Below are 25,288 nucleotides of genomic sequence, written 5' to 3'. Positions count from 1 at the left end.
GCTGAGAGGATGTGGGTGTTGGAGCCCACCCCCTCAGACAGGAGTATGAGATGGCCGATTTGAGCCCTCTTCGCCGCCGCATGATCGAAGACATGACCGTCCGCAATCTGTCGCCGGCGACGCAACGATCCTACATCAGCGCGGTTTCGAAGTTCAGCCGCTATTTTGGCCGATCGCCTGACCGGTTAGAGCTGGAAGACGTCCGCGCCTTCCAGGTGCATCTGGTCTCGACCGGCATCTCATGGCCGGCGCTGAACCAGATCGTCTGTGCGCTACGGTTTTTCTACGGCGTCACGCTCGGCGAGGCACTGATCCCGGAGCGCATTCCCTATGCGCGAGAACCGCGCAAGCTGCCGGTCGTGCTCAGCGCCGACGAAGTGGTTCAGTTCCTCGAGGCCGTGTCCAGCCTGAAGAGCCGCGCCGCGCTCACCACGGCCTATGCGGCCGGACTCAGGGCCTCCGAAGTCGCGGGACTGCGGATCGAAGACATCGACAGCGCCCGCGGCGTCATCCAGGTGCGCCACGGCAAGGGGGCGAAGGACCGCAACGTGATGCTGTCGCCCCAGCTGCTGGGTATCCTGCGCACGTACTGGCGGCTCGCCCGGCCGCGGCTTTATCTGTTCCCTGGTCGTGACGAAGATCATCCGATCGATCAGACCGTGTTGCACGCCGCCTGTCGGTCTGCGGTGAAGGCTGCGGGCCTGACCAAGCGCGTCACGCTCCACACGCTGCGCCACAGCTTCGCGACGCATCTTCTCGAGAACGGAACCGATATCCGGATCATCCAGGTCTTGCTCGGGCACAATAATTTGTCGTCGACAGCGCGCTACACGCAGGTCGCCACCGATACGATCCGGGCGACGCAGAGCCCGCTCGATCGCCTGTCGCTGGCCGCGGCGGGATGCGGGTGATGATCCGCCCCGACAGCCGCTGCAACAGGCCCGCCATCGAGATCGCCGATATTCTGCGCCGGCATGGCGACACCTATCGCCGTGTACATGCCGGTCATCTCGGTCGGGTCGAGCGGCGCGTGATGAGCGCGATCGTGGCGTGCCGGACCGAGGCGCTCGGCGGCCACATGGAGGCTTGCGACGACTGCGGCATGACGCGGATCGCCTATAATTCCTGTCGCAACCGGCACTGTCCGAAGTGTCAGGGGCCAGCCCGAGCCGCGTGGCTCGCCGCGCGAGAAGCCGACCTGCTGCCGGTTCCCTATTTCCACATCGTCTTCACACTGCCGGCTCCGATCGCCGCGATCGCCTTTCAGAACAAGGCCATCGTTTATGCGATCCTGTTCAAAGCCGCCGCCGAGGCAATGTCGACGCTCGCCGCCAATCCACGCCGGCTCGGCGCCGGGATCGGCGTCGTCGCCGTCCTCCACACCTGGGGGCAGGCGCTGACGCACCATCCCCACGTCCACTGCGTCGTGCCGGGCGGCGGCCTCTCGCCCGATAGCGCGCACTGGATCGCCAGCCGACCAAACTTCTTCCTGGCCGTCAAACCGCTCGCCCGGCTGTTCAGACGCCTGTTCCTCGAACGTCTGACCGCCGCCTTCGACGCCGGCACCCTGAACTTCTTCGGCGATCTCGCATCCCTGGCCGAGCCTGCCGCCTTCGCAGCTCACCTCGTCGCTATGCGGCGCATCAGCTGGGTCGTCTACGCCAAACGGCCGTTCGGCGGCCCCGCGCAGGTGCTGGCCTATCTCGGCCGCTATACCCATCGCGTTGCAATCGCCAACAGCCGGCTCGTCGCCCTCGACGAGGATCACGTCGCCTTTACCTGGAAGGACTACCGCCAGAATGGCGCGACAAAGATCATGAAGCTCAAGCCCGACGAGTTCATCCGCCGCTTCCTTCTTCACACGCTGCCCGATGGCTTCCATCGCATCCGCCACTTCGGCTTCATGGCCAACGGCCATCGCGCTGCCAAACTTGCTCTTTGCCGCAAACTTCTCGATCGTGAGCGGACACCGCCAAACGATGGCGAGCCGTCGCCTGTGGATTCGGACGCTCTGACGTGGGCCAAGGCTCCCGCCTGCCCTGATTGTGGTGGCGTCATGCGCATCATCGAGCGCTTTCGACACAGCTTCAGCTGTTCCGGCGCTCCCACCCAATCGTACCGGTGCGACACATCGTGAGCCAACTTATACCGTGCACGAAGATCGTCATTCGTCATTATGATCCCATCGTCTCGATCATCGCAGACGCTGCCGAATCCGTGCGGCCAAACAGCGCGATGGAAATTGTTCGATGCAGCGGGCCATCGATCGCTACAGCCGGTAAAATGCTCTCTGTCTCAAGTTGCCGCCATTGCGCAACCAAAACGTCGCCGCGTCAGCTCCGCAGTCTGCCGATAGCAACCCGCGATCTCAAACTATCCCCATAGCCGCACCACCGTGCATATTCTCCCGCGGCTTCGTTCAATCCGGCTTCAATGAGGTCGCGTTACAAGCGCTTGCCGCGCCCTCGCGTGAGCGCGACCTCACAGAACCCTCCAGATTCCCGATTTCGGACGAATATGATTCAAGATGCTGGCTGGGCTGGAGGCCAGCATCCGATGGTCCGACCGATATCCAATGATCTGCGTAAACGGGCGGTTGCGGCGGTTGCAAAGGGCGAGAGCTGCCGTTCGGTGGCATCGCGGTTTGGCGTTGCGGTGTCGTCAGTTGTGAAGTGGTCGCAACGTTATCGAGCGACCGGCTCAGTGGCCCCTGGCAAGATGGGCGGCCATCGCAAGCCCGTTCTTGAGCCGCATCGCGCCTTCATCAAGGAGAGGATCAGTCAGACGCCGCATTTGACGCTGCACGCCCTCAAGGACGAACTCGCCGCGCGCGGGGTCAAGGTCTCCCACAATGCGGTTTGGACGTTCCTGCGCCGCGAAGGGCTGCGGTTCAAAAAAAAACGCTGCTCGCGCTCGAGCGGGCTCGCTCCGACATCGCACGTAGACGCCAGCGCTGGCGCTCATGGCAGGCCAATCTCGACCCTCGACGCCTGGTCTTTATCGACGAGACCTGGATCAAGACCAACATGGCTCCATTACGCGGATGGGGGCCAAAAGGCGAGCGGGTGCGGAGCTTCCCGCCACATGGTCATTGGCGGACGCTGACATTCCTTGGCGCCTTGCGCTGTGACCGTCTCACTGCCCCTTGCCTGTTCGACGGCCCAATCAACGGCGAATGCTTCCGCGCCTATGTTCAGCAGGTTCTCGTCCCGCAGCTTCAGCCGGGCGACATCGTCATCATGGACAATCTCGGCAGCCACAAGTCTGTTGCCCTGCGCAGCCTGATCAAAGCGGCCGGCGCCAGGCTCTGGTATCTGCCGCCATACTCCCCCGACCTCAATCCGATCGAACAGACCTTCGCCAAGATCAAGCACTGGATGCGTTCCGCCCAGAAACGCACGGTTGACGACATTTGCCGCCATATCGGCGACCTCATCACAACCATCCAACCCAACGAATGCAGCAACTACTTCGAAAACGCTGGATACGCTTCTATCAAAACATGAAATGCTCTAGCGCCGCCGATCGTTCTTCTTCTTCGTAAACCGCACGCTCGCACCGTCCGGCATCCGCGTCGCCACGAACCCAGCGGCGAGGCAGGCTTCGCGTTGCGGCATCTGGATGTCGGGGCTGCGCAGGCTGTCCCACCAGGAGGCACGATGGGCCGCGCGCGGCAGCGCGGCGCCGATGATCTCCTCGATCTGCTCGAAGCTCAGCACGAACTCCTCCTGCTTCTGCCGCATCAGATAGTCGCGCAACGCGTCGTAGTCGTTCACAAGCGTCCTCTCGTCCGAAGTCCCGTCCGATCTGCCAAAAACCGTTCGACCCATACACCGATTCTTAACTCATTGCGGTAGCGCCGTCCTGCCTTAAACACTACGCAAGCTTTTCGGGCGCATCCACTGGTAGCGGGAGCGAACGATGCCCTTTGGATGGCGCGGAATCACGGCCCGGCGGCCGTGGCGGATTTCGGCGAAGCTGCTGATCATCTCGTCCGTGGTGACGGTGATCGGCTTCTCGGCCGTCTGCGTCAATGTGATGCTGGACATGCGCCGCGGCGAGGAGGCGCTCGCCCGCCAGACGCTGGAGAACCTCGCGACCACCATCGAGTCCGACATCGGCCGCAACATCGAAATCTACGACCTGTCGCTGAAGGCGGTCGCCAGCAACATGCTGCTGCCCGAGCTCGCGACGGTCTCCAAGACGATCCGCCACCTGATCCTGTTCGACCACGCGACGACGGCCCGGCATTTCGGCGCCATCCAGATGTTCGATGCCGAGGGCCGGCTGATCATCGATGCTTCCACGCTCGATCCCCTCACCGAGAACCGGAGCGAGGAGGACTATTTCACGGTCCACCGCGACAATCCCGGAGCCGGGCTCTTCATCAGCCGCCCGATGCTGTTCCGCGGCGCCTATTCCATCGTGCTGAGCCGGCGCATCAGCGATACCGACGGCGGCTTCCTCGGCGTCGTCGCCGGCTCGATCCGCTTCAGCTATTTCCACGAATTGTTCGAACGGCTGAACCTGGACCCTGAAGACACCATCACCGTGCTCAAGCGCGACCGCACCATCATGATGCGGCGGCCGTTCGATCTCGACGTCATCGGCACGAACCTGAACGACCGCCGGAGCTGGAAGGCCGACAATCTCCGGGCCGGCGCCTCCTATTCCGGACAGGGCCCGGTCGATCCGACACCGCGGCTCTATGTCCGCAGCGGCGACAGCCGACCGCTGTTCGTGGTGGCAGGCAAGCCCCTGGCCGCAGTGTTCGCACTCTGGCAGAGGGAGGCGTTGCGCATCGGCGCCGTGGTGCTGGCACTCGCGCTGTTCGTGCTGGGATCGACGCTCGTGCTCGCGCGCGAGATCGGGCGGCGCGCCGAGGCCGAACGCAAGCTCGAGGAGATGGCGACGACGGATGCGCTCACGGGCCTGAGGAACCGCCGCAAGTTCGATACCGTCATCGACGTCGAATGGCGGCGCGCGATGCGCCAGAAGGCGCCGCTCGCGCTCCTGATGATCGATGCCGATCATTTCAAGGCCTACAACGACACGTTCGGCCATCAGGCGGGCGACCAGGTGCTGGTCGGCATCGCCATCTGCATTTCAGATTCCGTGAGCCGCGCCGGTGACTGCGCCGCGCGCTACGGCGGCGAGGAATTCGCCGTATTGCTGCCGAACACCTCGGCCGACGACGCCTTCAAGGTCGCCGAGAAGATCCGCCTCAAGGTGCAGGGCTGGTCCGACGATCAGGCGGCCTCGACGGTCTCCTGCGGCATCGCCAGCCTCGTGCCCGCGGCCGGCATGGACTGGCCGGTCCTGGTCGCCGCCGCCGACAAGGCGCTCTATGCCGCAAAGGCTGCCGGGCGCAACCAGTCGGTGGTCGCCAGCATTCCGAAGCTGTCGCGGGTGGCGTGAGGCTGCTCCACGGCTGTGGTGCGGCGCGACGCAATCCGCCACACCATCGGTGTCGTCCCGGCGAACGCCGGGATCCATAACCACAGGCAAGAGTTTGGCGAAGACCGGTCGTTCGGTACTTCGACCGAACGCGAGCGATGGATCACGCGGTATGGGTCCCTGCGTTCGCAGGGACGACACCGAGGAGTATAGCCGCCTACTGCCCCAGATACTTCTTCATCTCGGCGATCAGCCCGTCGCGCAATTCCGGACGCTTCATGCCGTAGGCGATGTTGGCGCGCAGGAAACCGGGCTTGGAGCCGCAATCATGGCGCTCGCCCTCGAACTCGACGCCGTAGAATTTCTGCGTCTTGGCGAGCCCGATCATGGCGTCAGTGAGCTGGATCTCGCCGCCGGCGCCGCGCTCCTGGGTCTCCAGGATCTTGAATATCTCCGGCTGGAGGATGTAGCGGCCGGTGATCGAGAGATTGGAGGGCGCCGTGCCCTTGGCCGGCTTCTCGACCATGCCGTCGACCTCGAACATCTTGCCGTTGCGCTTACCGACGCCGCAGATGCCGTATTGGTGGGTCAGGTGATCGGGCACCGCCTCGACCGCGATCAGATTGGATTTCTCGCCAAGCGAGGATGCCATCTCGATCATCTGCTTCAGGCAGCCGGGCGTGTTGAGCACGAGCTCGTCGGGCAGCACCACGGCAAACGGCTCGTTGCCGACGATGTCGCGCGCGCACCAGACGGCGTGGCCGAGGCCGAGCGGCGCCTGCTGCCGTGTGAAGCTGACGGCGCCGGCTTCCGGCTGGTTCTGCGCCAGGATGTCCTGCTCGGCCTTCTTGCCGCGCGCGGCCAGCGTCGTGTCGAGCTCGAACATGCGGTCGAAATGATCCTCGATGACATTTTTGTTGCGGCCGGTGACGAAGATGAAGTGCTCGATGCCGGCTTCCTTCGCCTCGTCATAGACGTACTGGATCAGCGGCTTGTCGACGATGGTCAGCATTTCCTTCGGCATCGCCTTGGTGGCAGGCAGGACGCGGGTGCCGAGGCCGGCGACGGGGAATACAGCTTTGCGAATTCTCATGTGATTGATCGAATACCTGGGGGCACATGTGACGGGAGCAATGGCTTCTTGCTAGCCTGTTTGCAGCCGGCAACAAAGGCGGATGTGGGGCCTCGCCCGGTCAGAGTTAAGAAAAAGCCCGTCACCAAAATTTCACCTTTGTTAAGCTATTGGCAACGCTAACCGGGCCTCCTGTGGCGGATTTTTTCAGGCCGACGGGTGGGACATGATGCAAACGATGGCAGGGCTGGCAAAACGGGCGGGATTTCTGACCGGCGCAGCGATGGTCGCTGCCGCTTCGCTGCTGCCGGCCTGCGCGCACGCCCAGGCGCAGAACGGCCTGTCCAACCTGTTCGGCGGCATCTTCTCGGGCGCCAATCCGGCACCTTCGCAAGCGCCTCCCGGCCCCGGCGGCGCTCAACCCTGGAGCGGCGAGGACGGCGCCTCGGGCCATCCGTTGATGACGGCCGCCGCGATCCGCGAGGCCGCCGGCAATTTCAGCAATTGCGTCGCCGCGATGTGGCCCGATGCCGCACGGCGCGGCATCACGCAGGAGAATTTTCAGCGCTTCACCGCAGGCCTTGGTCCCGACCTGCGCATCATGGACCTCATGGATTCGCAGCCGGAGTTCACCAAGTCGATCTGGGACTATCTCGACATCCTGGTGAACGACAACCGCCTCGCCAAGGGCCGCGAAATTCTCGCCAAGTACAAGGCGCAGTTCGACGCCACCGAAAGGGCCACCGGCGTCGACCGCTACATCATCGCCTCGATCTGGGGCATCGAGTCCAATTACTCGACGCAGATGGGCGACCGCAGCGTGCTGCAATCGACCGCGACGCTCGCCTGCATCGGCCGCCGCCAGGCCTATTTCAAGGACGAGTTCCTCTCCGCGCTGGAGATCCTCAACCGCGGCGATCTCAGGCCTGAGCAGCTGCGCGGCTCCTGGGCCGGCGCCTTCGGCCCGACCCAGTTCATGCCGACCGCCTTCAAGCGCTTTGCGGTGGACGGCGACGGCGACGGCAGGCGCGACGTCGTCGACAATCCCACCGACCTGATCGCCTCCACCGCCAACAACCTGAAGAAGGACGGCTGGCAGTCCGGCCAGACCTGGGGCTACGAGGTCGTCGTGCCCCAGGGCTTCAACTACATGCTGGCCGACCGCGCCAAGGCGATGACGATCGCGCAATGGGAGAAGCTTGGGCTGAAGCGGGCGACGGGGCAGCCCTTCCCGCACCCGGCGGAAAAAGCCTATCTGCTGGCACCGGCCGGCGCGCAAGGACCGGGCTTCCTGATGCTGCAGAACTACCGCGTCATCATGAAGTACAACCCGGCCGAGGCCTATGGATTTCGCCGATCGCCTGCGCGGAGGGCAGCCCTTCGTACAGCCCTGGCCGCGCCAGGAGCGGGAGCTGGCGCGCACAGAGCGGCTGGAACTGCAGCAGCTGCTGGCCCAGCGCGGCTTCTACAAGGGAACCCCGGACGGCCAGTTCGGCGGCCAGACAAGGGAAGCCCTGCGCAACTTCCAGGCCTCGATCGGGGTCCCCGCCGACGGATTTGCCTCATCGGACGTGCTGGACCGGCTGCGCGGGCGGTAAAATCGCGCCGAAAGTAACCCTGAGGCAGGATTTTGGCAGGCAGCCTTGACGGCGGCGGCTGTTCCCCGGCCTATGGAGAAGAATCTGCAAAGAGAATCTGCCCGTTTGCGGCCTGATTCCGTTATTATACTAAGCTGCTTCCAATCCCCTCGCGCGCGCCCGAGATCGCATGTCGAAGAAGTCCCTGTTCAAGGTGCTGACCGAGACCGGCCCGTTGATCGCGCTGGGGACGGCGCTTGCGATCCTGGTCTCGGTCGCAGGACCTGCCTCCGCGCAGTTCTTCAACTTCCCCGGTTTCGGCGGCCCGCCGCAGCGCGCGGCCCCGCCACCGCGGGGCGGCGGCGGAGGCGGCGGATGGTTCGGCGGCGACTTCTTCGCACCGTACCCGCCGCAACAGCCGCAGGCGCCGCGTCAGGATTTTTCGCGCGCACCGGCGCCGGCGAAACGCGACACCATCCCTGAGAAGAACGTGCTGGTGATCGGCGATGCCATGGCCGACTGGCTCGCTTACGGCCTGGAAGACGCCTACAGCGAGCAGCCCGACATGGGCGTGATCCGCAAGCACAAGACCACGTCGGGCCTCATCAAGTATCAGCCGAAGGGTGAGCCCGCGGACTGGGCGGCGGCGGCCAGGGGCATTCTCGAGACCGAGAAGCCCGACGTGATCGTCGTCATGCTCGGCCTCAACGACCGCTCCGCGATCCGCGAGCCCGTCGCCGACAAGGCGGCCGCGGAAAAGGACAAAGACAAGAAGAACGACAAAGGGGCGCGCGCCAAGCCGCCAGCAAAGCCGGGCGACGCCAAGCCCGGCGAGACGAAGCCCGGCACCGATACCGCGGCCAAGCCGGACGACAAGCCTGCCGATGCCGATCTGCCGCAGGACGATGCCGACAATGCCGACACGCCCGCGGCCGCGCCGGAGAAGACCGCGCGCAACCCGAACGGCCTCTACGAATTCCGCGACGACCGCTGGGTCGAGCTCTACGGCAAGAAGATCGAGGAGCTCGCCAACATCCTCAAGGCCAAGGGCGTGCCGGTGCTCTGGGTCGGCCTGCCCGCAGTTCGCGGAACGAAGGGCACCGCGGACACGCTGTTCCTGGATTCGCTGTACCGTGAGGGCGCGGCCAAGGCCGGCATCACCTATGTCGACGTGTGGGACGGCTTCGTCGACGAGGCCGGCCGCTTCCTCCAGAAGGGCCCGGACTTCGAAGGCCAGATCCGTCAGCTCCGCAGCTCCGACGGCGTCTATTTCACCAAGGCCGGCGCGCGCAAGCTCGCGCATTATGTCGAGCGCGAGATCACGCGCCTGCTTGCGGGACGCTCCGGCCCGATCGCGCTGCCGAGCGAGCCTGCCACCCCCGATACCAGCGCCGAGCCGGGCAAGCCCGCGCCGCGGCCGCTGGCGGGGCCGATCTTGCCGCTGGTTGCAGCCTCGATTTCGACCGATCAATTGCTGGGCGGGCCCGGCACGCGTCCCGCCGCCGTCGATGCGCTCGCAGCCAAGGCCATGGTGAAGGGCGAACCGCTGGCGGCACCGGCCGGCCGCGCCGACGATTATGCCTGGCCGCGCCGGGAAGTCGGCCGTGAGCAGGCAAAGGGCGATACGCCGATGGCCACAACGACGCCAGACGGCGGCACGGCTCAGGGGACGCCCGGAGCGGCCGCGGTGATCGCGCCGCCGAAGCTCGCGCCGAAGAAGCCGCAGGTCCCGCCGCAGCAGCCGGCCCAGGCGACGCCCGCAGGCCGGGATTTCTTCGGGTTCGGCTTCGGCTCTCCGCAGCCGCGCCAATGGACGCCGGCCCCGGGGCCGCGCAATCCGAATTCCAATCCAGGGATTCCGCGCCCGCCTGCCAATGTCGGGCGCTCGGCGGAGATATTCCGTTGATTTGAGACGTCATTCCGGGGCGCACGCGGCGCGAGCCCCGGAACGACGTGGTATTGGCTCGGCCCTAAAGCGCGATGAGATTTGGATGAATCGTCATCGCGCGTTAGATTGTTGTTTACGCATGATCTTTCCGGAAAACCGCTTCGCACTTTTCCGGATCATGCTTTAGTAGCGCCAACGCGGCGGCGGGCGGCGGGCGGGTCGCGACATCAGAAGCGCCAGCGCGAAGCCGATGCCGCCGGCGACCAGCAGCGCGCCGAGCGGGTTGTCCTGCACCTTCTGCGCGATCGCCTTCGAGCCGTCGCGGAAGGTCTCGCCGCTGTTCTCGTAGGCGTCCTTGGCATAGCCCGCAGCGGTGTCCGTGGCATCACGCACCGCATCCTTGGCCTGGCCGTAGAGGTTCTGCACCGTGCCTGCAGCCTCCCGTGCCTTGCCCGACGCCTGCGTCTTCGCATCGCCTGCGACGTCTCCGATCGCGCCTTCCGCGCGGCCGGCATATTCCTTGGCCGATCCGACAATCCGATCCGTATCCATGTTGCTCCTCCTCGGGGGTCAACCCAAGTAACCGATCAGGAGCAGTGCAGTTCCAAGGGATCAGAGAATGAGACCGCCATCGACGACCAGCGTCTGGCCAATAATGTAGGACGACAGCGGCGAGGCCAGGAACAGCGCCGCGCCGGCCATATCGGCCGGCGTGCCCAATCGCCGCAGCGGGATGCGCGCGAGCGCGCCTTCGAGCCGCTTCGGATTGTCGGTCGTCACCTTCGTCATCTTGGTGTCGACGAGCCCCGGCGCGATGCCGTTGACGCGGATGCCGTCCTCGGCCCAGGCCTCGCCCAGCGTCCGCGTCAATCCGACCGCGCCGGTCTTCGACGCGTTGTAGGCGGGATTGCCCATCGTGGAATGATAGGCCGCGGTCGAGGACACGATGATCAGCGCGCCCTTCGCATCCCGCAACATGGAATGAAAGCGCGTCGCGCAGGCCATCAGGCTCATCAGGTTGACCTCGACCACCTTGCGAAAGCCGGCCATCTCGAACTCGCCGCGGCGATAGAGCACCGCACCCTGCGCGAGCACGAGTATGTCGAGCCTGTCGAAGGACGGCTTGAACGCCTCGATCGCTCCGGCATTGCTGACGTCGAGCTGGGCATAGGCGAGCCCCGTGAGATCGGAGCCTTCCTCGATGGAATATTCCGCAGGCCGAGCACGCGTGCCGCACACCGCGACATGCGCGCCTCTGGTGCGAAATGCCTGCGCGATGCCATTGCCGATGCCGCTGGAACCGCCGACCACCAGCACCTGCTTGCCCGAGAAATCGAGTTCGTTCGCCATCGCGGCCTCCCCTATTGTCTTGCTTGTTTGACCTGTCTGCGGATCGATGCCAGCCTTGTCAATCACAACAAGAACAAGCACAGCGCGAGGAACAGCATGTCCGACTTCAGGGAGCTCAGCCGGTCCGTGAAGGGCCTCACCGTTCTCGTCACCGGCGCGGCCAGCGGCATGGGACGCGCGACCGCGCGCGTGTTCGCAGCCGAGGGCGCCAACGTGGCCGTCACGGATTTCGACGAGCAGGGCGCGCATGCTGTCGCCAGGGAGATTGCGGCGAGCGGCGGTTCAGCAAGGGCGTGGAAGCTCGACGTCGCCGACGGCGGCGAGACCAAGCACGTGGTCGGCGATGTCGCCGCGCATTTCGGGGCAATCGACATCGTCGTCAACAATGCCGGCATCTCCGTGCGTGTCGCGATCGACGACGAGGCCTATGAGGACGCCTGGGCCCGGGGCATCGCCGTGATGCTGACGGCGCATCCGCGCATCATTCGTGCTGCGCTGCCGCACTTGCGCAAGTCGAAGAGCCCGCGCATCGTCAACATCGCCTCGACCGAAGCGCTCGGGGCCACCGCATTGCACAGCCCGTATTCGGCAGCGAAGGGGGGCGTTGCGAGCCTCACCCGCTCGCTGGCGGTGGAGCTCGGCCGCGAGGGCATCACCGTCAACTGCATCTGCCCCGGACCGATCCGCACCGCCATCACCGACCGCATCTCCGAGGAGCACAAGACCATCTACGCCAAGCGCCGCACCGCACTCGGCCGCTACGGCGATCCTGAAGAGGTCGCGCATATGACGCTGAGCCTGTGCCTGCCGGCAGCGTCGTTCCTCACCGGCGCGGTGATCCCGGTCGATGGCGGGCTGATGGCGCGTAACGCGTGAGAGCCATGCGCTCGAAGCGTTGACAACGACTGACGCGGGAGTAGCTTTTTCGTCAACAGAGCGGGAATAACCGCTCGCGACCCGCGGGAGAGAACGTCATGACGATCGCCATCCGGCAGCTTCAGAAGCATTTTGTCGGCGAGGTTTCCGGCCTCGACTTGCGCAAGCCGCTCACACCGGATGAAGCGCGCCAGGTCGAGGCGGCCATGGACAAATATGCGGTTCTGGTTTTCCACGACCAGGACATCACCGACGAGCAGCAGATGGCTTTCGCGCTGAATTTCGGCCCGCGCGAGGACGCGCGCGGCGGCACCGTGACCAAGGAGAAGGACTACCGGCTGCAATCCGGGCTGAACGACGTCTCCAATCTCGGCAAGGACGGCAAGCCGCTGGCGAAGGACAGCCGCGCGCATCTGTTCAATCTCGGCAACTGCCTCTGGCACTCCGACAGCTCGTTCCGTCCCATCCCGGCAAAATTCTCTCTTTTGTCGGCGCGCGTGGTGAACCCGAAGGGCGGCAACACCGAATTCGCCGATATGCGCGCGGCCTATGACGCACTCGACGACGAGACCAAGGCGGAGATCGAGGACCTCGTCTGCGAGCACTCGCTGATGTATTCGCGGGGATCGCTCGGCTTCACCGAATACACCGACGAGGAGAAGGAGATGTTCAAGCCGGTGCTGCAACGGCTGGTGCGGACCCATCCCGTCCATCGCCGCAAGTCGCTGTATCTCTCATCGCATGCCGGCAAGGCCGTCGGCATGAGCATGCCGGAGGGCCGGCTCCTGCTGCGCGACCTGAACGAGCACGCGACCCAGCCGGAATTCGTCTACGTGCATAAATGGAAGCTGCATGACCTCGTGATGTGGGACAACCGCCAGACCATGCACCGCGTCCGCCGCTACGACCAGTCCCAGCCCCGCGACATGCGCCGCGCGACGGTGGCAGGAACCGAGCCGACGGTGCAGCAGCAGGCGGCGGAGTAGCGGGGCACAGCGCTCTTCAGCAACCGGTGTCATCGCCCGGCTTGACCGGGCGATCCAGTATTCCAGAGACGGCCGCGATTGAACCGAGAGGCTGCGGCGTACTGGGTCGCCCGGTCAAGCCGGGCGACGACAGAGATAGGTGGGACGAATACAGCGAAGCACTAACGCTACGCGTGCCCGGCCTCGTTCGAGAGCATGCCGGGATCGATGCCGATTTTTTGCAAGGCGCGGTTGTACTTGTCGTCGACGTCGTCGCCGAAGATCAGATCCGCATCGGCATCGCAATGCAGCCAGCCGTTGCTCTGGATCTCCGTCTCGAGCTGTCCCGGCGCCCAGCCGGCGTAGCCGAGCGCGAGGATGGCGTGCTTGGGGCCGGAGCCGTTGGCGATCGCGCGCAGGATATCGACGGTCGCGGTGAGGCAGACGCCGTCATCGATCCGCAGCGTCGCATTCTCGATGTAGAAGTCGCTGGAATGCAGCACGAAGCCGCGGCCGGTGTCGACCGGTCCGCCCCGCAGCACCTTCATGCTTTCGGCATTCTCCGGCAGCTTGATGTGCTCGCCCTTCTTGATGATGCCGAGCTGCTGCAACAGCTCGGGGAAGTCGATGCTGCCGGCGGGGTGGTTCACGATGATGCCCATCGCTCCCTCGGCCGAATGGGCGCAGAGATAGATGACCGACCGCTCGAACCGGGAATCGCCCATCACGGGCATCGCAATCAGGAGCCGGCCGTCGAGGTAACCGGCCGAATTGGGCAGTGCGGGGCCCGAGCTGCGGGTGCTTTCGCCCGTCCTCTTGCCTGTGGGAGCCATCGGTGAAGCACTCCGGTTTCAATTCCTATCCTGATGTCGGGCTGGTCCGCTGTCAAATCAAGGCTTGCACGGGCTTGATTCAAGTGCACCATCACAAGCAATTCAATGGTTTGGTCGGGGGCCACCCTGTAAAGACGTGCCATGCTCACAAGAGTTCCCCTGCGTGCGGCGATTGGCGTCGCGACAACCTTGCTTGCCGCGTCGTTGGCCATCGTAGCACGTGCCGATGACGCTTCGCCGTGGCAGCGCGACGGACATTCCGCGGTGCGGTTGTTGGCGGGATCGCGCAGCGGCGCTGTCCTGCTTGGCGGTATTGCGTTCCAGCTCGAGCCCGGCTGGAAGACCTACTGGCGCACACCCGGCGATTCCGGCGTTCCACCGCGGTTCGACTTCTCGAAGTCCGAGAATGTCGAGGCGGTGACGATCATGTGGCCGGCGCCGCTGAAATTCAACGACGGCGCGGGCGGCCATTCGATCGGCTACCACAACCAGATCGTGCTGCCCTTGCGCATCGTCGCCAAGGCCGCCGACAAGCCCGTGACCTTGCGCGCCGAGATCAATTACGCGGTCTGCGAGAAGCTCTGCATTCCCGTCGAGGCCAGCGCCGAGCTCGGCTTCAACAGCGTCGCCTCGACCGAGGATGCGAACTTGCGTGCTGCGCTCGACACCGTGCCCAAGCCCGCCAATATCGGCGACCCCAATCCGCTCACCATCCGCGACGTCAAGCGTGACGGGCCCAAGAACGTGGTAGTCGACGTGGTGACGCCGGACAGCCGCAACGTCAATCTGTTCGTGGAAGGGCCGACGCCCGATTGGGCGCTGCCGATTCCGGCGCCGGTGCCGCACAGCCCGCCTGGGGTGATGCGGTTCTCTTTCGAGCTCGACGGACTGCCGCCGGGCGCCAAGCCGGATGGTGCGGCGCTGAAGTTCACGCTGGTCGGGCCTGACAAGGCGTACGAATTCAATACGAATTTGAATTAGCGCCCCACCCAACCGAATCTTAACGAATGGTTGCTAGTCCCCTGGCATGCCGCAGCATGCGGGATGCCTGGGGACTGTTCGACGTGGCCGTGATGGACGCACAACCCGGAACGACCGGACCGGCCGGGCTGATCGCGCGGCTGCGGGCCAAGCTGACGGGCGGATCGAGCGAGGCGTCGCTGACGCGGCGGCTCGCCGGCACCATCTTCGTCATCCGCGTGATCAGCGCGGGGCTCGCCTATGTCTCGCAGGTTCTGCTTGCGCGCTGGATGGGCACGTCCGACTACGGCGTCTATGTCTATGTCTGGACCTGGGTGCTGCTGCTCGGCAGCATGATGGATTTCGGCATCTCCGCCTCCGCGCAGAAGATCATCCCGGAGTACCGCACCAGCGGCGAGCAGGCGCTGCTGCGGGGCTTTCTCTCCGGTAGCCGCTGGCTGACCTTTGCCGTGTCGACGCTGGTCTCGCTCGCCCTTGCCGGCATCGTCAAGCTACTGTCGCCGTGGATCGATCCGGCCGAGGAACTGCCGCTCTATATCGGCTGCATGACCCTCCCTGCTTTCGTCGTCGCCAACACCCAGGACGGCATCGCGCGCTCGCATGACTGGATGCAGCTCGGCCTGATGCCGCAATTCATCATCCGCCAGGCGCTGATCATCGGCCTCACGGCCGCGGCCTTCCTGCTCGGCTATCATCTCGGCGCGGTCGCCGCGATGGTCGCGAGCGCAGGTGCGGTCTGGATCGCGATGACCGGGCAGATGCTGGTGCTGAATCGCAAGCTCGCCGATCACATCGGGCCGGGCCCCAAGGCCTACGACATCAGGGGCTGGCTCGCTATCTCACTACCGATCCTGCTGGTCGAGAGCTTCTACATGCTCTTGTCCTACACCGACGTGCTGGTGCTGCAGCAATTCCGCCCCTCGGACGAGGTCGGCGTCTATTTCGCCGTGGTGAAGACGCTGGCGCTGGTCTCCTTCATCCACTACGCGATGTCGGCCACGACGGCGCATCGTTTCGCGGAATACAATGCGCTCGGCGACAAGGCGCGCCTCTCGGCCTATGTGGCGCATGCCATCAACTGGACGTTCTGGCCGTCGCTGGCCGCGACCATCGTGCTGCTGGCGCTCGGCAAGCCGCTGCTGTGGCTGTTCGGGCCGCAGTTCGTGGTCGGCTACGACATCATGTTCGTCGCCGCGATCGGGCTCGTGGTGCGCTCCGCGATCGGGCCGGTGGAGCGCCTGCTCAACATGCTCGGGCAGCAGAAGATCTGCGCGCTGGCCTATGCACTGGCCTTCGTGATGAACCTCGTGCTCTGCATTGCGCTGGTGCCGCGCTATGGCGGCCACGGCGCCGCGGCCGCAACCTCGATCTCGCTCAGCTTCGAGACGGTGCTGTTGTTCTGGATCGTGCGGCAGCGGCTCGGCCTGCACGTGCTGGCGTTCGGCCGCCGCACGGCATAGCCGTTGCGCCCTCAGCCGCTCTCAAATGCGACGACCGCGGCATCCGCTACCAGCAGCGCGTCGAGCATCTTGCGGCCCGACGTATCCGCCTGCATCAGCGGGTCGGACTTGAACATCGCCTTGAGATAACTCGAGACGGCGCGGATGCGCGGCACGAACTGGAGGTCGCTGTGGACGTTGATCCAGACGTCGCGCGTCGTCGACATCTTCTCGTGCAACACCGGAACCAGATCGCTGCGGCCAGCCACCGCAAAGCTCGGCAGCAGCACCAGGCCGATGCCGCCGGCCGCGGCGTTCATCTGCGCGATCATGCTGTTGGAGTGAAAGCTGACCGGCGGATTGCGGATGATGTCGTCGAGCCAGCGCACCGAATCCAGCTGGATCAGATCGTCGATGTAGGTGACGAAGCTGTGGCGCGCGAGGTCCGCGGGCCGTTCCGGCATGCCCTCGCGAGCGAGATAATCGCGGGAGCCGTAGAGGGCGAGCTGAAAGCTGCCGAGCCGCTCGGACGCCATGCCCTGCCCCGGCGGACGGAAGAAGCTCAGGAAAATATCGGCCTCGCGGCGATTGACCGAGACCGCCTGCGGCGAGGTCAGGAGCTCGACGGTGAGATCCGGATAACGTTGCCGCAGCGGTGCGAAGCGGAATGCGAGATAGAGCGAGGCGATGCCTTCCATCGTCGCGAGCCGGACGCGGCCCGCCATCCGGCTGCCGCCGCGCTGCACGTCCTGATGCATCGCAATGACGGCGCTCTCGATCCGCTCGGCGTGACAGAGCAGGCGTTCGCCGGCTTCGTTGACACGCAACCCCTGCGGCGAACGCTCGAACAGCGTCGCGCCCAGCGCGCATTCGAGATGCGCGATCCGCCGGCTGATGGTGGATTGGTCGACCCGCAGACGCTTCGCCGCGCTGCCCAGGCTGCCGCCGCGGGCCGCGTGAAGGAATATCTTGAGGTCGTCCCAGTCGAGTGAGTTGAACTCCTGCATGCCCCACCAGGCAGCAAGCGTTGTGCCAGCGACGTACGGTGAGACGGATTGCCGCCCCCTGCAAGCCGTCTTGCAGGATTGTCTGTATCGAGGCCCCGGGGACGCCACTAGCCTGTCCTGAACCAAGGACAAAGCCATGCTTCCTCGCTTCAAGGCCGCCGCGGTCCATGCCGCGCCAGTGTTTCTCGACCGCTCGGCGACCACAAAGAAGGCAATCTCGCTCATCCGTGAGGCAGCCGCCGCCGGCGCCGAGATCGTGGCATTCTCCGAGACGTTCATTCCTGCATTCCCGGTATGGGCTGCGCTGTGGGCTCCGATCGACAATCACGACCTGTTCGTCCGCATGGCTGACCAGTCCGTGCTGGTCGACGGCCCCGAGATCAAGGCGATCCGCGACGAAGCGCGCGCGCTCGGCGTCGTGGTGTCGATCGGCATCAGCGAGAAGTCGCCGGCGAGCGTCGGTGCGATCTGGAATAGCAACCTCCTGATCGGCGAGGACGGCGAGATCCTCAACCACCACCGCAAGCTGGTGCCGACCTTCTACGAGAAGCTGATCTGGAGCGGCGGCGACGGCGCGGGCCTGCGCGTCGTCGACACCAGGTTCGGCAAGATCGGGCAACTGATCTGCGGCGAGAACACCAACCCGTTGGCACGCTATTCGCTGATGGCGCAGGGTGAGCAGCTTCATATTTCGAGCTGGCCGCCGGTTTGGCCGACCCGCCGGCCGGCCGTTGGCGGCAATTACCACATCGCAGCGGCCACCCGGATCCGGGCAAGCGCGCATTGCTTCGAGGCAAAGGTGTTCGGCCTCGTCACCGCGGGTGTGCTCGACAAGGCGGCGCGCGACATGCTGGTGGCGCGCGACGCCTCCGCCGCCGCCGTGCTCGACGCGACACCGCGCGCGGAAACCTTCTTCCTCGATCCGACCGGCGAGCAGATCGGCGAGGCGCTGCGCGACGAGGAAGGCATCCTCTACGCCGAGATCGATCTCAACCGCTGCGTCGAGCCCAAGCAGTTTCATGACGTGGTCGGCTACTACAACCGATTCGACATTTTCGACCTCAGCGTCAACCGCCGCCGGCTCAATCCCGTGTCCTTCACCGGAAACGCGGCGTCCCAGCCGGACGCGGAGAGCGATCATATCGATGCCGGGTCGTGAGCCCGGCTCGTACCCAACCGCAATGCACCGGCCGATCCGGCGGTGATCAAACATGGAAGGTGAGTCATGAAGCTCGATCGTCGTCAGATTCTGCTCGGAAGCGCCGGCGCCGCTGCCGGTCTCGTGCTTCCAGGTAGCGCCGCCTGGGCGCAGACGCCGGCCAGCATCGGCACCTTCCCGGACGGCGTCACCGCGGACTCGGTCTTCGTCGGACTGACCATTCCGCTCACCGGCGTTTTCTCCGGCGACGGCGGCGATCTCAAGCTTGGTTACGAACTGGCGATCTCGGAGATCAACGCGGGCGGCGATGCCGCGAAGAAATGGGGCCTGCAAGGCAAGGGCGTACTCGGCCGCCAGATCCGCCACAAGGTGTCCGACACCGAGAGCAAACCCAATCTCGACGTGCAGAGCGCCACGCAGTTCATCCAGCGCGACAAGGCGATCATGCTTTCAGGCTCGGTGTCGAGCGCCAGCGCAATCGCGCTGGAGGAATTGGGCTCCCGCGAAAAGGTGCTCTACATGGTGGGCATCGCCGGCTCCAACGACATTACCGGCAAGAACTGCCAGCGCTATGGCTTCCGCTCGCAGCAGAACGCCTACATGGCCGCCAAGGCGCTCGCGCCCGTCGTCGCCAAGGCGCTCGGCAAGAACATGAAAACCGCCTTCCTGGTGCCCGACTATACCTACGGCCACACGGTCTATGACAGCTTCGCGAAGTTCTCGAAGGAACAGGGCTGGCAACAGGTCGCCAAGGAAGTGGTTCCGCTCGGCACCACCGACTATTCCTCGGCGCTTCTCAACATCGCCAACAGCGGCGCGGACGTGTTCGTCAACATCGCCTTCGGCGCCGACGCGGTCGCCTCGACCAAGCAGGCCGAGCAATTCGGCGTGCTCAAGAAGATGAAGCTGGTGGTGCCGAACCTGTCCTCGTTCCAGGACAAGGAGCTCGGCGCCGAAATCATGCAGGGCGTCTATGGCAGCTGCGACTTCTGGTGGACGCTGTCGGATCGCTATCCGCTCGCGAAGGGCTTCGTCGACGCCTTCGTCGCGAAGAACAAGTATCACCCGCGCTGGGGCGCCCATATCGGCTACATGCAGACCTATCTCTGGTCGCTGACGGTCGAGCGGGTGAAGAGCTTCAATCCGGTCGACGTCATCAAGGCGATGGAGGCCTCAAAGGAGCAGCCCTACGAGACCACGATCGGCAAGGTCTATTTCCGCGCCGAGGATCACCAGATGGTGCGTCCGATCCCGGTCCTGCGCGGCAAGGCGCCGGCGGAAATGAAGGGGCCCGAGGACTATTACGAGATCGTCGACGTCGCCGAAGGCGAGAGCGTGATGAATCCGCCGGACCTGTTCGGCTGCAAGCTCGGCTCCTATACCTGAGCCGCCCAGATGCCAAGCTGGCCCGCCCTCGCCTCGCAGGCCTTCAACGGCCTCGCCCTCGGTTCGCTGCTGGCGCTCGTCAGCAGCGGCCTGACCATCATCCTGGGCACGCTCGGTGTCCTGAACTTCGCCCACGGCGCGTTGTTCGCCGTGGGCGCCTATGCCGCCTTCGTCATGCTGCAATACACCCAGTCGTTCCTGCTCGCGATCGCGGTCGGCTGCGGCTTCATGCTGGTGCTCGGCTTTCTGCTCGAGCGCCTGATCATCCGCTTCTTCTACGGCCGGCCGCATGAAGACCAGATCCTCGTCACCTACGGCATCGGCATCGTGCTCGTGGAGTGCGTGCGCGCCGTCTTCGGCGGCAACGCGCAGCGCGTGCCGACGCCGTCATGGGGACAGGGCGCAACGCAGCTCGGCTTCCTGATCTATCCGACCTACCGCCTCCAGCTCATCGCCATCATCGCAACGCTGCTGGTCGGCCTCTATCTCGTGCTCTACCGGACTTCGATGGGTCTCGTGGTTCGCGCCGGAATCGAGAACCCCGGCATGGTCGGCATCCTCGGCATCAATCTGCGGCGCACCTTCCTGCTGGTGTTCGCGATCGGCGTCGTCGCAGTCGGCCTCGCCGGAATGCTGTATGCTCCGGTCGTCGCGGTGACCCCGGACATGGGCGCGAATTTCATGGCGCAGTCCTTCGTCGTGATCGTGCTCGGCGGCCTCGGCTCGTTCCCGGGCGCCGTGGTCGGCGGGCTGATCGCCGGCGAGATCGTCAGCCTCACCAGCGCGTTCAACTCCTCCTATTCGGAAGTGATGCTCTACGCGCTGATGGCGCTGCTCCTGGTATTGCGCCCGCAAGGCCTGTTCGGCTCGGAAGGACGGGTATGAACAGGTCGCGATCGGGCGGGCTGCGGAGCCACATTCCGGAGCTCGCGATTCTAGCCACGCTGATTGCGGCACCGGTGGTGCTGCCGCATCTCGGCTTCTCCATCGACCTGCTGACGCGGGTGCTGAACTGGGGACTGATCGGGCTCGGCTTCGACATCCTGTTTGGCCTCGCGGGCCTCCTGTCATTCGGCCAGGCCGCGTTCTACGGCGTCGGCGGCTTCGTCACGGCGTATCTGCTGGTTTCCGGCACGCTGAGCAGCGTGTGGCTGGCGCTCGCCGCCGGCACGATATCGGCCGGCGCATTCGGGCTCGTCGTCGGCTGGCTCGCGGTGCGCCGCATCGGCATCTACTTCACGATGATCACGCTGGCGTTCGGCCAGATGGCCTATTTCATCGAGAACTCGCCGCTGTCGCACTATACCGGTGGCGAGAACGGCATTCCCGGAGTGCCGGTGCCCGTGCTCGGCTTCGGCGAGCATGCCATCCGCATCGGCGCAGGCCTGCCGATGTACGTGCTGTTCGCGGTGATTTTCTTTGGTGGCTACGTACTGGCACGCCGCATCGTCCGCTCTCCCGTGGGCGCGATCCTGCTCGCGATCAAGGAGAACACCGCGCGCGTCGCAATGCTCGGCCACAACGTGCCGGCCTACAAGCTCGCAGCCTTCGTCATCGCCGCGCTCTACGCCGGGCTCGCCGGCGGCCTGCTCGGCTCGTTCCAGAGCTACATGCCGCCGGACGCGTTCTCGCTGGAAACGTCCGGCCAGCTCGTGGTCCAGACCATCGTCGGCGGCGCCAACACCCTGATCGGACCGCTGGTCGGTGCCGCGGTCTGGCTCTGGCTGCGCGACAATCTCCAGCTCATTCCCGGCCTCACCACGCTGTGGAAGCTGGTGCTCGGCATCGCCTTCATCGCCCTGGTCGTCGGCCTGCGCCGCGGCATCTGCGGCGAGATCATCCATTGGTTGACCGAGCGCCGGACCCTGTCCGCACGTCGGGCCGCCGAGGCCGCAACCGAGGCGATCGAGGCCGGCGCGGTGAAAGCCGCATCGAGCAAGGGGCGCGACACCGCCCTGCCATTGCCGCCGCCCGCCACCGGCGACAGCGACGTTGCCCTGGAAGCCTGCGCGCTGGCGCGGCACTATGGCGGCCTGAAAGCCGTCGACGGCGTCTCGTTCAAGGTGCGCTGCGGCTCCATTCATGCGGTGATCGGCCCCAACGGCGCCGGCAAGAGCACGCTGTTCAAGATGCTGCTGGACGAGGTCAGCCCGACCTCGGGTCATGTGCTGTTGTTCGGATCGCAGGTGACCGGCCACGGCGTCAGCCGGACGGCGCAGTTCGGCATCGCCAAGTCCAACCAGTTGAACCAGCTCTTTCCGAATCTCTCGGTGCGGAAGAATTTGCGCATCGCCGCCTTGGCGCGCTGCCGCGGACCGCTGCGGATCGACCTGCTGCGAACGGCCGACAGTCTGCCGGAGGTGGAGGCACAGATCGACGCTATCATGGCGCTGCTCGATCTTGCAGCGCGCGCCGACACGCCGGCGCACATCCTTGCCTACGGCGAGAAGCGGCGGCTCGAGATCGGCATGGCGTTTGCGACGAGCCCGAAGGTGCTGTTGCTCGACGAGCCCCTCGCCGGCATGAGCCCGTCGGAACGCGCCGCGACCTGCGCACTGATCCGCGACATCGCCCGGACCTGCACCATCGTCATCGTCGAGCACGACCTCGACGCGATCTTCGGCCTCGCCGAGCGCATCACCGTGCTCTACGAAGGCCGCCTGCTCGCCGACGGCACGGCGGACGAAATCCGCGGCAACCAGCAGGTTCAGGACGCTTACCTCGGAGGGCTTCACGCACATGAGCCTGCTTGAAGTCGACCGCATCAACACGCTCTACGGCGATTCCCATGTCCTGTTCGACCTCTCGATCCGGGTCGAGGAGGGCGAGGTCGTGGCGCTGCTCGGTCGCAACGGCGCCGGCAAGACCACGACGCTGCGTTCGATCATGGGGGTGCTCGCCCCGAGGAGCGGCGAGATCCGGCTCGATGGCAAGACGATCAGCGGTCTCGCTCCATCCGCCATCGCCAACATGGGCGTGCAGCTGGTCCCGGAGGAGCGCGCGATCTTCGGCGGCCTGACAGTAGAGGAGAATCTGCGCATCGCGGCCTTGACCGCACCTAACGCGTGGTCGTTCGAGCGCATCTACGGTGTGTTTCCGCGCCTAAAGGAACGACGCAAGTCTCTCGGACGAACGCTGTCGGGCGGCGAGCAGCAGATGCTCTCGATCGCCCGCGCGCTGATCCGCGACGCCCGCATCATCCTGCTCGACGAGCCGTTCGAGGGACTGGCGCCGCTGATCGTGCGCGATCTCGTCAACGTCGCCACCAGCCTCGCGCGCGAAGGCCGCACCATGATCGTGGTGGAGCAGAACGTCGCCGCAGCGCTGAGCTTCGCCACCCGCGTCTACGGCCTCAACAACGGCCACGTGGTGTTCGAGGGCACCTCCGCCGAGCTCACCGCCAATCCTGACCTGGCGCGGGATTTCCTCGGCGTCGGCGCGTGAGCACCGCGAACGGCTGTTTCGCGAGAGGGCACCGATGTGGGCGAAACGACTGTCTGTCGCCGCCCCGCGGGAAGATATTTCTTATTTGGTCCAACGGCTTGCCCGTCAGGGAAAGTTTATTCTACGTCATATTGCCCAACCGATGAGATCAACCTAACATTCCCCGAGATGCTTGATCCACTTTACGTCGCCTCCGGATTCGCCGTCGGCCTGCTTGTCGGCATGACCGGCGTCGGCGGCGGCTCGTTGATGACGCCGCTGCTGATCCTGTTGTTCGGCGTCCACCCTTCCACCGCGGTCGGCACCGACCTGCTCTATGCCGCTGCCACCAAGACCGGCGGCAGCGTGGTGCATGGCTGGTCGCGCAGCGTGCACTGGCCGGCGGTGCTGCGGCTCGCCTGCGGCAGCATTCCGGCCAGCGCGGTGACGCTGCTGGTGCTGTGGAAGCTCGACCTCAAGAGCGATGCCGAGCGCAGCCTGGTCAATCTGGTGCTGTGCTTTGCGCTGCTGCTGACTGCGACCTCGTTGATTTTTCGCAAGTCGATCATGGACCGCTATCGAAAGCGTCTCGAGCAGGTCGACGCGCGCACCACTTTGATTGCGACCGTGATCACCGGCGTCGTGCTGGGCGTGCTGGTCTCGATCTCCTCGGTCGGCGCCGGCGCGGTCGGCGTGACCGTGCTGCTGCTGCTCTATCCGCGCCTGCCGATGGCGACCATCGTCGGCTCCGACATCGCCCACGCGGTGCCGCTGACACTGGTCGCCGGCATCGGACATTGGGCGCTCGGTGACGTCGACTGGGCCCTCATGGGCGTGCTGCTGCTGGGCTCTCTGCCCGGCATCATCGTCGGCAGCTATAGCGCGACGCGCGTGCCCGAGACGGTGCTGCGGCTGACGCTTGCCTGCGTGCTGTTCGTGGTCGCCGGCCGGATCGTCTTCGCGGAACTGAACCTGTCGTCGGCCATCGTCACGGCGCTGGCCTGGAGCCATTGAGCGGCAACTGCCGCCTCGCTCTCACTCTCGTAGGGTGGGCAAAGCGCAAGCGTGCCCACCCCTTCTCTCAATCGCGGAAAAATGGTGGGCACGGCGCTGACGCGCCTTTGCCCACGCTACGACATCGCGTTCTTACTCCGCGGTCCAGCCGCCGTCGATCGACAGGTTGGTGCCGGTGATCTGCGCGGCGTCGTCGCTGCACAGGAACAGCGCGAGCGCGGCGACCTGCTCGGAGGTGACGAACTCCTTGGTCGGCTGCGCATCCAGCAGCACGTCGTTGATGACCTGCTCGCGCGTCAGGTTGCGTGCCTTCATCGTGTCGGGGATCTGCTTCTCGACGAGCGGCGTCCAGACGTAGCCGGGGCTAATGCAGTTGCAGGTGATCTTGTGGGTCGCAACCTCCAGCGCCACGGTCTTGGTGAGACCGGCGATGCCGTGCTTGGCCGAGACGTAGGCCGACTTGAAGGGCGAGGCCACCAGCGAATGCGCGGACGCCGTGTTGATGATGCGACCCCAGCCCTTCTTCTTCATGCCGGGGACGGCGGCACGGATGGCGTGAAAGGCCGAGGACAGGTTGATCGCGATGATCTGATCCCACTTCTCGACCGGGAATTCCTCGATCGGCGAGACGAACTGGATGCCGGCATTGTTGACGAGGATGTCGACCGAGCCGAACGTCTTCTCACCGAGCGCGATCATGCCGGCGATCTCGGCGGGCTTGGTCATGTCGGCCGGCGAGTAGATCGCCTTGACCTTGAAGTCGGACTCGATCTTGGCGCGTTCCTTCTCGATGTCCTCGGCCGAGCCGAAGCCGTTGATGACGACATTGGCACCGGCGGCGGCGAAGGCGCGCGCATAGGCGAGCCCGATGCCGCTGGTTGATCCGGTCACGACGGCGTTCTTGCCTGACAGACTACCCAT

22 protein-coding genes and 1 pseudogene are annotated in these 25,288 nt (G+C 65.2%); 16 read left to right on the top strand and 7 right to left on the bottom strand.

Annotated features, from left to right (window positions below):
- Nucleotides 1–50: 50 nt before the first annotated feature.
- From ABIF91_RS21390 to ABIF91_RS21380, 3 genes are all read left to right on the top strand, one after another.
- Nucleotides 51–911 (top strand): tyrosine-type recombinase/integrase, encoded by an 861-nt coding sequence (locus ABIF91_RS21390; protein ID WP_035695117.1) that lies wholly within the window; start codon nucleotides 51–53, stop codon nucleotides 909–911.
- Nucleotides 911–2,137 carry an IS91 family transposase gene (locus tag ABIF91_RS21385; protein WP_424579164.1) on the top strand — a complete coding sequence of 409 codons (1,227 nt, stop codon included), beginning with the start codon at nucleotides 911–913 and terminating at the stop codon, nucleotides 2,135–2,137. The genes ABIF91_RS21390 and ABIF91_RS21385 overlap by 1 nt, the downstream gene beginning before the upstream one ends.
- Nucleotides 2,138–2,556: 419 nt before the next feature.
- Nucleotides 2,557–3,506, top strand: a protein-coding gene (locus ABIF91_RS21380) for an IS630 family transposase (protein WP_424579348.1) whose coding sequence is annotated in 2 segments (ribosomal slippage) — nucleotides 2,557–2,892 and nucleotides 2,895–3,506 — 948 coding nt in all. Because the reading frame shifts where the segments join, the coding sequence is not laid out codon by codon here.
- Between the two features lie 6 nt (nucleotides 3,507–3,512).
- Here ABIF91_RS21380 and ABIF91_RS21375 read toward each other — a convergent pair.
- Nucleotides 3,513–3,776 carry a DUF7662 domain-containing protein gene (locus ABIF91_RS21375; RefSeq protein ID WP_028178388.1) on the bottom strand — a complete coding sequence of 88 codons (264 nt, stop codon included), beginning with the start codon at nucleotides 3,774–3,776 and terminating at the stop codon, nucleotides 3,513–3,515.
- A 145-nt stretch (nucleotides 3,777–3,921) separates the two neighbouring features.
- Here ABIF91_RS21375 and ABIF91_RS21370 point away from each other — a divergent pair, with 145 nt between their 5' ends.
- A complete protein-coding gene (locus ABIF91_RS21370; RefSeq protein ID WP_284279387.1) occupies nucleotides 3,922–5,418 on the top strand; it encodes a sensor domain-containing diguanylate cyclase in 1,497 nt (498 codons plus the stop codon).
- A gap of 196 nt (nucleotides 5,419–5,614) precedes the next feature.
- On the opposite strand, the gene galU is transcribed toward ABIF91_RS21370, so the two are convergent.
- Nucleotides 5,615–6,490, bottom strand: coding sequence for a UTP--glucose-1-phosphate uridylyltransferase GalU (gene galU / locus ABIF91_RS21365; protein WP_028178389.1), 876 nt, complete (start codon nucleotides 6,488–6,490; stop codon nucleotides 5,615–5,617).
- 205 nt (nucleotides 6,491–6,695) lie between these two features.
- Between galU and ABIF91_RS21360 the strand changes: the two are divergent.
- Together ABIF91_RS21360 and ABIF91_RS21355 are read left to right on the top strand one after the other, a co-directional pair.
- Nucleotides 6,696–8,067, top strand: a pseudogene (locus ABIF91_RS21360) (lytic murein transglycosylase).
- A 169-nt stretch (nucleotides 8,068–8,236) separates the two neighbouring features.
- Nucleotides 8,237–9,952, top strand: a complete 1,716-nt coding sequence (locus tag ABIF91_RS21355; protein ID WP_424579347.1) for a DUF459 domain-containing protein — start codon at nucleotides 8,237–8,239, stop codon at nucleotides 9,950–9,952.
- A gap of 165 nt (nucleotides 9,953–10,117) precedes the next feature.
- Here the strand turns inward: ABIF91_RS21355 and ABIF91_RS21350 are convergent, their stop codons facing one another.
- On the bottom strand, nucleotides 10,118–10,486 hold the full coding sequence (locus ABIF91_RS21350; protein ID WP_028178391.1) for a CsbD family protein: 369 nt from the start codon (nucleotides 10,484–10,486) through the stop codon (nucleotides 10,118–10,120).
- A gap of 60 nt (nucleotides 10,487–10,546) precedes the next feature.
- Nucleotides 10,547–11,284, bottom strand: coding sequence for an SDR family NAD(P)-dependent oxidoreductase (locus tag ABIF91_RS21345; RefSeq protein ID WP_028178392.1), 738 nt, complete (start codon nucleotides 11,282–11,284; stop codon nucleotides 10,547–10,549).
- 96 nt (nucleotides 11,285–11,380) lie between these two features.
- Between ABIF91_RS21345 and ABIF91_RS21340 the strand changes: the two genes are divergently transcribed.
- Nucleotides 11,381–12,160 carry an SDR family NAD(P)-dependent oxidoreductase gene (locus ABIF91_RS21340; RefSeq protein WP_028178393.1) on the top strand — a complete coding sequence of 260 codons (780 nt, stop codon included), beginning with the start codon at nucleotides 11,381–11,383 and terminating at the stop codon, nucleotides 12,158–12,160.
- Between the two features lie 98 nt (nucleotides 12,161–12,258).
- Complete coding sequence (locus tag ABIF91_RS21335) at nucleotides 12,259–13,146, top strand: TauD/TfdA dioxygenase family protein (protein ID WP_028178394.1); 888 nt, start codon at nucleotides 12,259–12,261, stop codon at nucleotides 13,144–13,146.
- A 167-nt stretch (nucleotides 13,147–13,313) separates the two neighbouring features.
- Here ABIF91_RS21335 and ABIF91_RS21330 read toward each other — a convergent pair whose 3' ends face one another.
- On the bottom strand, nucleotides 13,314–13,958 hold the full coding sequence (locus ABIF91_RS21330; protein ID WP_028178395.1) for a YqgE/AlgH family protein: 645 nt from the start codon (nucleotides 13,956–13,958) through the stop codon (nucleotides 13,314–13,316).
- A gap of 141 nt (nucleotides 13,959–14,099) precedes the next feature.
- Between ABIF91_RS21330 and ABIF91_RS21325 the strand changes: the two genes are divergently transcribed.
- Both ABIF91_RS21325 and ABIF91_RS21320 read left to right on the top strand, forming a co-directional pair.
- On the top strand, nucleotides 14,100–14,939 hold the full coding sequence (locus tag ABIF91_RS21325) for a protein-disulfide reductase DsbD domain-containing protein (RefSeq protein ID WP_028178396.1): 840 nt from the start codon (nucleotides 14,100–14,102) through the stop codon (nucleotides 14,937–14,939).
- 83 nt (nucleotides 14,940–15,022) lie between these two features.
- Entirely contained in the window at nucleotides 15,023–16,399 is a 1,377-nt protein-coding gene (locus ABIF91_RS21320; RefSeq protein ID WP_028178397.1) for a flippase, read from the top strand.
- 11 nt (nucleotides 16,400–16,410) lie between these two features.
- On the opposite strand, the gene ABIF91_RS21315 is transcribed toward ABIF91_RS21320, so the two are convergent.
- Nucleotides 16,411–17,385: a LysR family transcriptional regulator gene (locus ABIF91_RS21315; RefSeq protein WP_028178398.1), complete on the bottom strand. Its 975-nt coding sequence runs from the start codon at nucleotides 17,383–17,385 to the stop codon at nucleotides 16,411–16,413.
- A 136-nt stretch (nucleotides 17,386–17,521) separates the two neighbouring features.
- On the opposite strand from ABIF91_RS21315, the gene ABIF91_RS21310 reads away from it, so the two are divergent.
- The 6 genes from ABIF91_RS21310 (at nucleotide 17,522) to ABIF91_RS21285 (ending at nucleotide 24,367) form a co-directional block, all read left to right on the top strand.
- On the top strand, nucleotides 17,522–18,544 hold the full coding sequence (locus tag ABIF91_RS21310; protein WP_035669962.1) for a carbon-nitrogen hydrolase family protein: 1,023 nt from the start codon (nucleotides 17,522–17,524) through the stop codon (nucleotides 18,542–18,544).
- Between the two features lie 66 nt (nucleotides 18,545–18,610).
- On the top strand, nucleotides 18,611–19,930 hold the full coding sequence (locus ABIF91_RS21305; protein ID WP_424579346.1) for a substrate-binding protein: 1,320 nt from the start codon (nucleotides 18,611–18,613) through the stop codon (nucleotides 19,928–19,930).
- A gap of 9 nt (nucleotides 19,931–19,939) precedes the next feature.
- Nucleotides 19,940–20,815, top strand: a complete 876-nt coding sequence (locus ABIF91_RS21300) for a branched-chain amino acid ABC transporter permease (RefSeq protein ID WP_014439677.1) — start codon at nucleotides 19,940–19,942, stop codon at nucleotides 20,813–20,815.
- Nucleotides 20,812–22,683: an ABC transporter permease subunit gene (locus ABIF91_RS21295; protein WP_028178401.1), complete on the top strand. Its 1,872-nt coding sequence runs from the start codon at nucleotides 20,812–20,814 to the stop codon at nucleotides 22,681–22,683. Before ABIF91_RS21300 ends, ABIF91_RS21295 begins: the two co-directional genes overlap by 4 nt.
- Entirely contained in the window at nucleotides 22,670–23,374 is a 705-nt protein-coding gene (locus ABIF91_RS21290; RefSeq protein ID WP_028178402.1) for an ABC transporter ATP-binding protein, read from the top strand. Before ABIF91_RS21295 ends, ABIF91_RS21290 begins: the two co-directional genes overlap by 14 nt.
- Nucleotides 23,375–23,542: 168 nt before the next feature.
- The gene (locus ABIF91_RS21285; RefSeq protein WP_028178403.1) at nucleotides 23,543–24,367 is read left to right on the top strand and encodes a sulfite exporter TauE/SafE family protein; all 825 of its coding nucleotides are present in this window, start codon (nucleotides 23,543–23,545) and stop codon (nucleotides 24,365–24,367) included.
- A 132-nt stretch (nucleotides 24,368–24,499) separates the two neighbouring features.
- Here the strand turns inward: ABIF91_RS21285 and ABIF91_RS21280 are convergent, their stop codons facing one another.
- The gene (locus ABIF91_RS21280; RefSeq protein WP_028178404.1) at nucleotides 24,500–25,288 is read right to left on the bottom strand and encodes a 3-hydroxybutyrate dehydrogenase; all 789 of its coding nucleotides are present in this window, start codon (nucleotides 25,286–25,288) and stop codon (nucleotides 24,500–24,502) included.

Source organism: Bradyrhizobium sp. USDA 241, from assembly GCF_049739505.1.
Classification (GTDB): domain Bacteria; phylum Pseudomonadota; class Alphaproteobacteria; order Rhizobiales; family Xanthobacteraceae; genus Bradyrhizobium; species Bradyrhizobium liaoningense.
Note: the sequence above shows the minus strand (reverse complement) of the source record. Positions and strands in the feature narration are given on the sequence as shown.

Excerpts from the sequence above, each read along its gene's own strand:
- ABIF91_RS21390 (WP_035695117.1), top strand. The coding sequence starts at position 51 with ATGGCCGATTTGAGCCCTCTTCGCCGCCGCATGATCGAAGACATGACC.
- ABIF91_RS21385 (WP_424579164.1), top strand. The coding sequence starts at position 911 with ATGATCCGCCCCGACAGCCGCTGCAACAGGCCCGCCATCGAGATCGCC.
- ABIF91_RS21370 (WP_284279387.1), top strand. The coding sequence starts at position 3,922 with ATGCCCTTTGGATGGCGCGGAATCACGGCCCGGCGGCCGTGGCGGATT.
- galU (WP_028178389.1), bottom strand. The coding sequence starts at position 6,490 with ATGAGAATTCGCAAAGCTGTATTCCCCGTCGCCGGCCTCGGCACCCGC.
- ABIF91_RS21355 (WP_424579347.1), top strand. The coding sequence starts at position 8,237 with ATGTCGAAGAAGTCCCTGTTCAAGGTGCTGACCGAGACCGGCCCGTTG.
- ABIF91_RS21350 (WP_028178391.1), bottom strand. The coding sequence starts at position 10,486 with ATGGATACGGATCGGATTGTCGGATCGGCCAAGGAATATGCCGGCCGC.
- ABIF91_RS21345 (WP_028178392.1), bottom strand. The coding sequence starts at position 11,284 with ATGGCGAACGAACTCGATTTCTCGGGCAAGCAGGTGCTGGTGGTCGGC.
- ABIF91_RS21340 (WP_028178393.1), top strand. The coding sequence starts at position 11,381 with ATGTCCGACTTCAGGGAGCTCAGCCGGTCCGTGAAGGGCCTCACCGTT.
- ABIF91_RS21335 (WP_028178394.1), top strand. The coding sequence starts at position 12,259 with ATGACGATCGCCATCCGGCAGCTTCAGAAGCATTTTGTCGGCGAGGTT.
- ABIF91_RS21330 (WP_028178395.1), bottom strand. The coding sequence starts at position 13,958 with ATGGCTCCCACAGGCAAGAGGACGGGCGAAAGCACCCGCAGCTCGGGC.
- ABIF91_RS21325 (WP_028178396.1), top strand. The coding sequence starts at position 14,100 with ATGCTCACAAGAGTTCCCCTGCGTGCGGCGATTGGCGTCGCGACAACC.
- ABIF91_RS21315 (WP_028178398.1), bottom strand. The coding sequence starts at position 17,385 with ATGCAGGAGTTCAACTCACTCGACTGGGACGACCTCAAGATATTCCTT.
- ABIF91_RS21310 (WP_035669962.1), top strand. The coding sequence starts at position 17,522 with ATGCTTCCTCGCTTCAAGGCCGCCGCGGTCCATGCCGCGCCAGTGTTT.
- ABIF91_RS21305 (WP_424579346.1), top strand. The coding sequence starts at position 18,611 with ATGAAGCTCGATCGTCGTCAGATTCTGCTCGGAAGCGCCGGCGCCGCT.
- ABIF91_RS21300 (WP_014439677.1), top strand. The coding sequence starts at position 19,940 with ATGCCAAGCTGGCCCGCCCTCGCCTCGCAGGCCTTCAACGGCCTCGCC.
- ABIF91_RS21295 (WP_028178401.1), top strand. The coding sequence starts at position 20,812 with ATGAACAGGTCGCGATCGGGCGGGCTGCGGAGCCACATTCCGGAGCTC.
- ABIF91_RS21290 (WP_028178402.1), top strand. The coding sequence starts at position 22,670 with ATGAGCCTGCTTGAAGTCGACCGCATCAACACGCTCTACGGCGATTCC.
- ABIF91_RS21285 (WP_028178403.1), top strand. The coding sequence starts at position 23,543 with ATGCTTGATCCACTTTACGTCGCCTCCGGATTCGCCGTCGGCCTGCTT.
- ABIF91_RS21280 (WP_028178404.1), bottom strand. The coding sequence starts at position 25,288 with ATGGGTAGTCTGTCAGGCAAGAACGCCGTCGTGACCGGATCAACCAGC.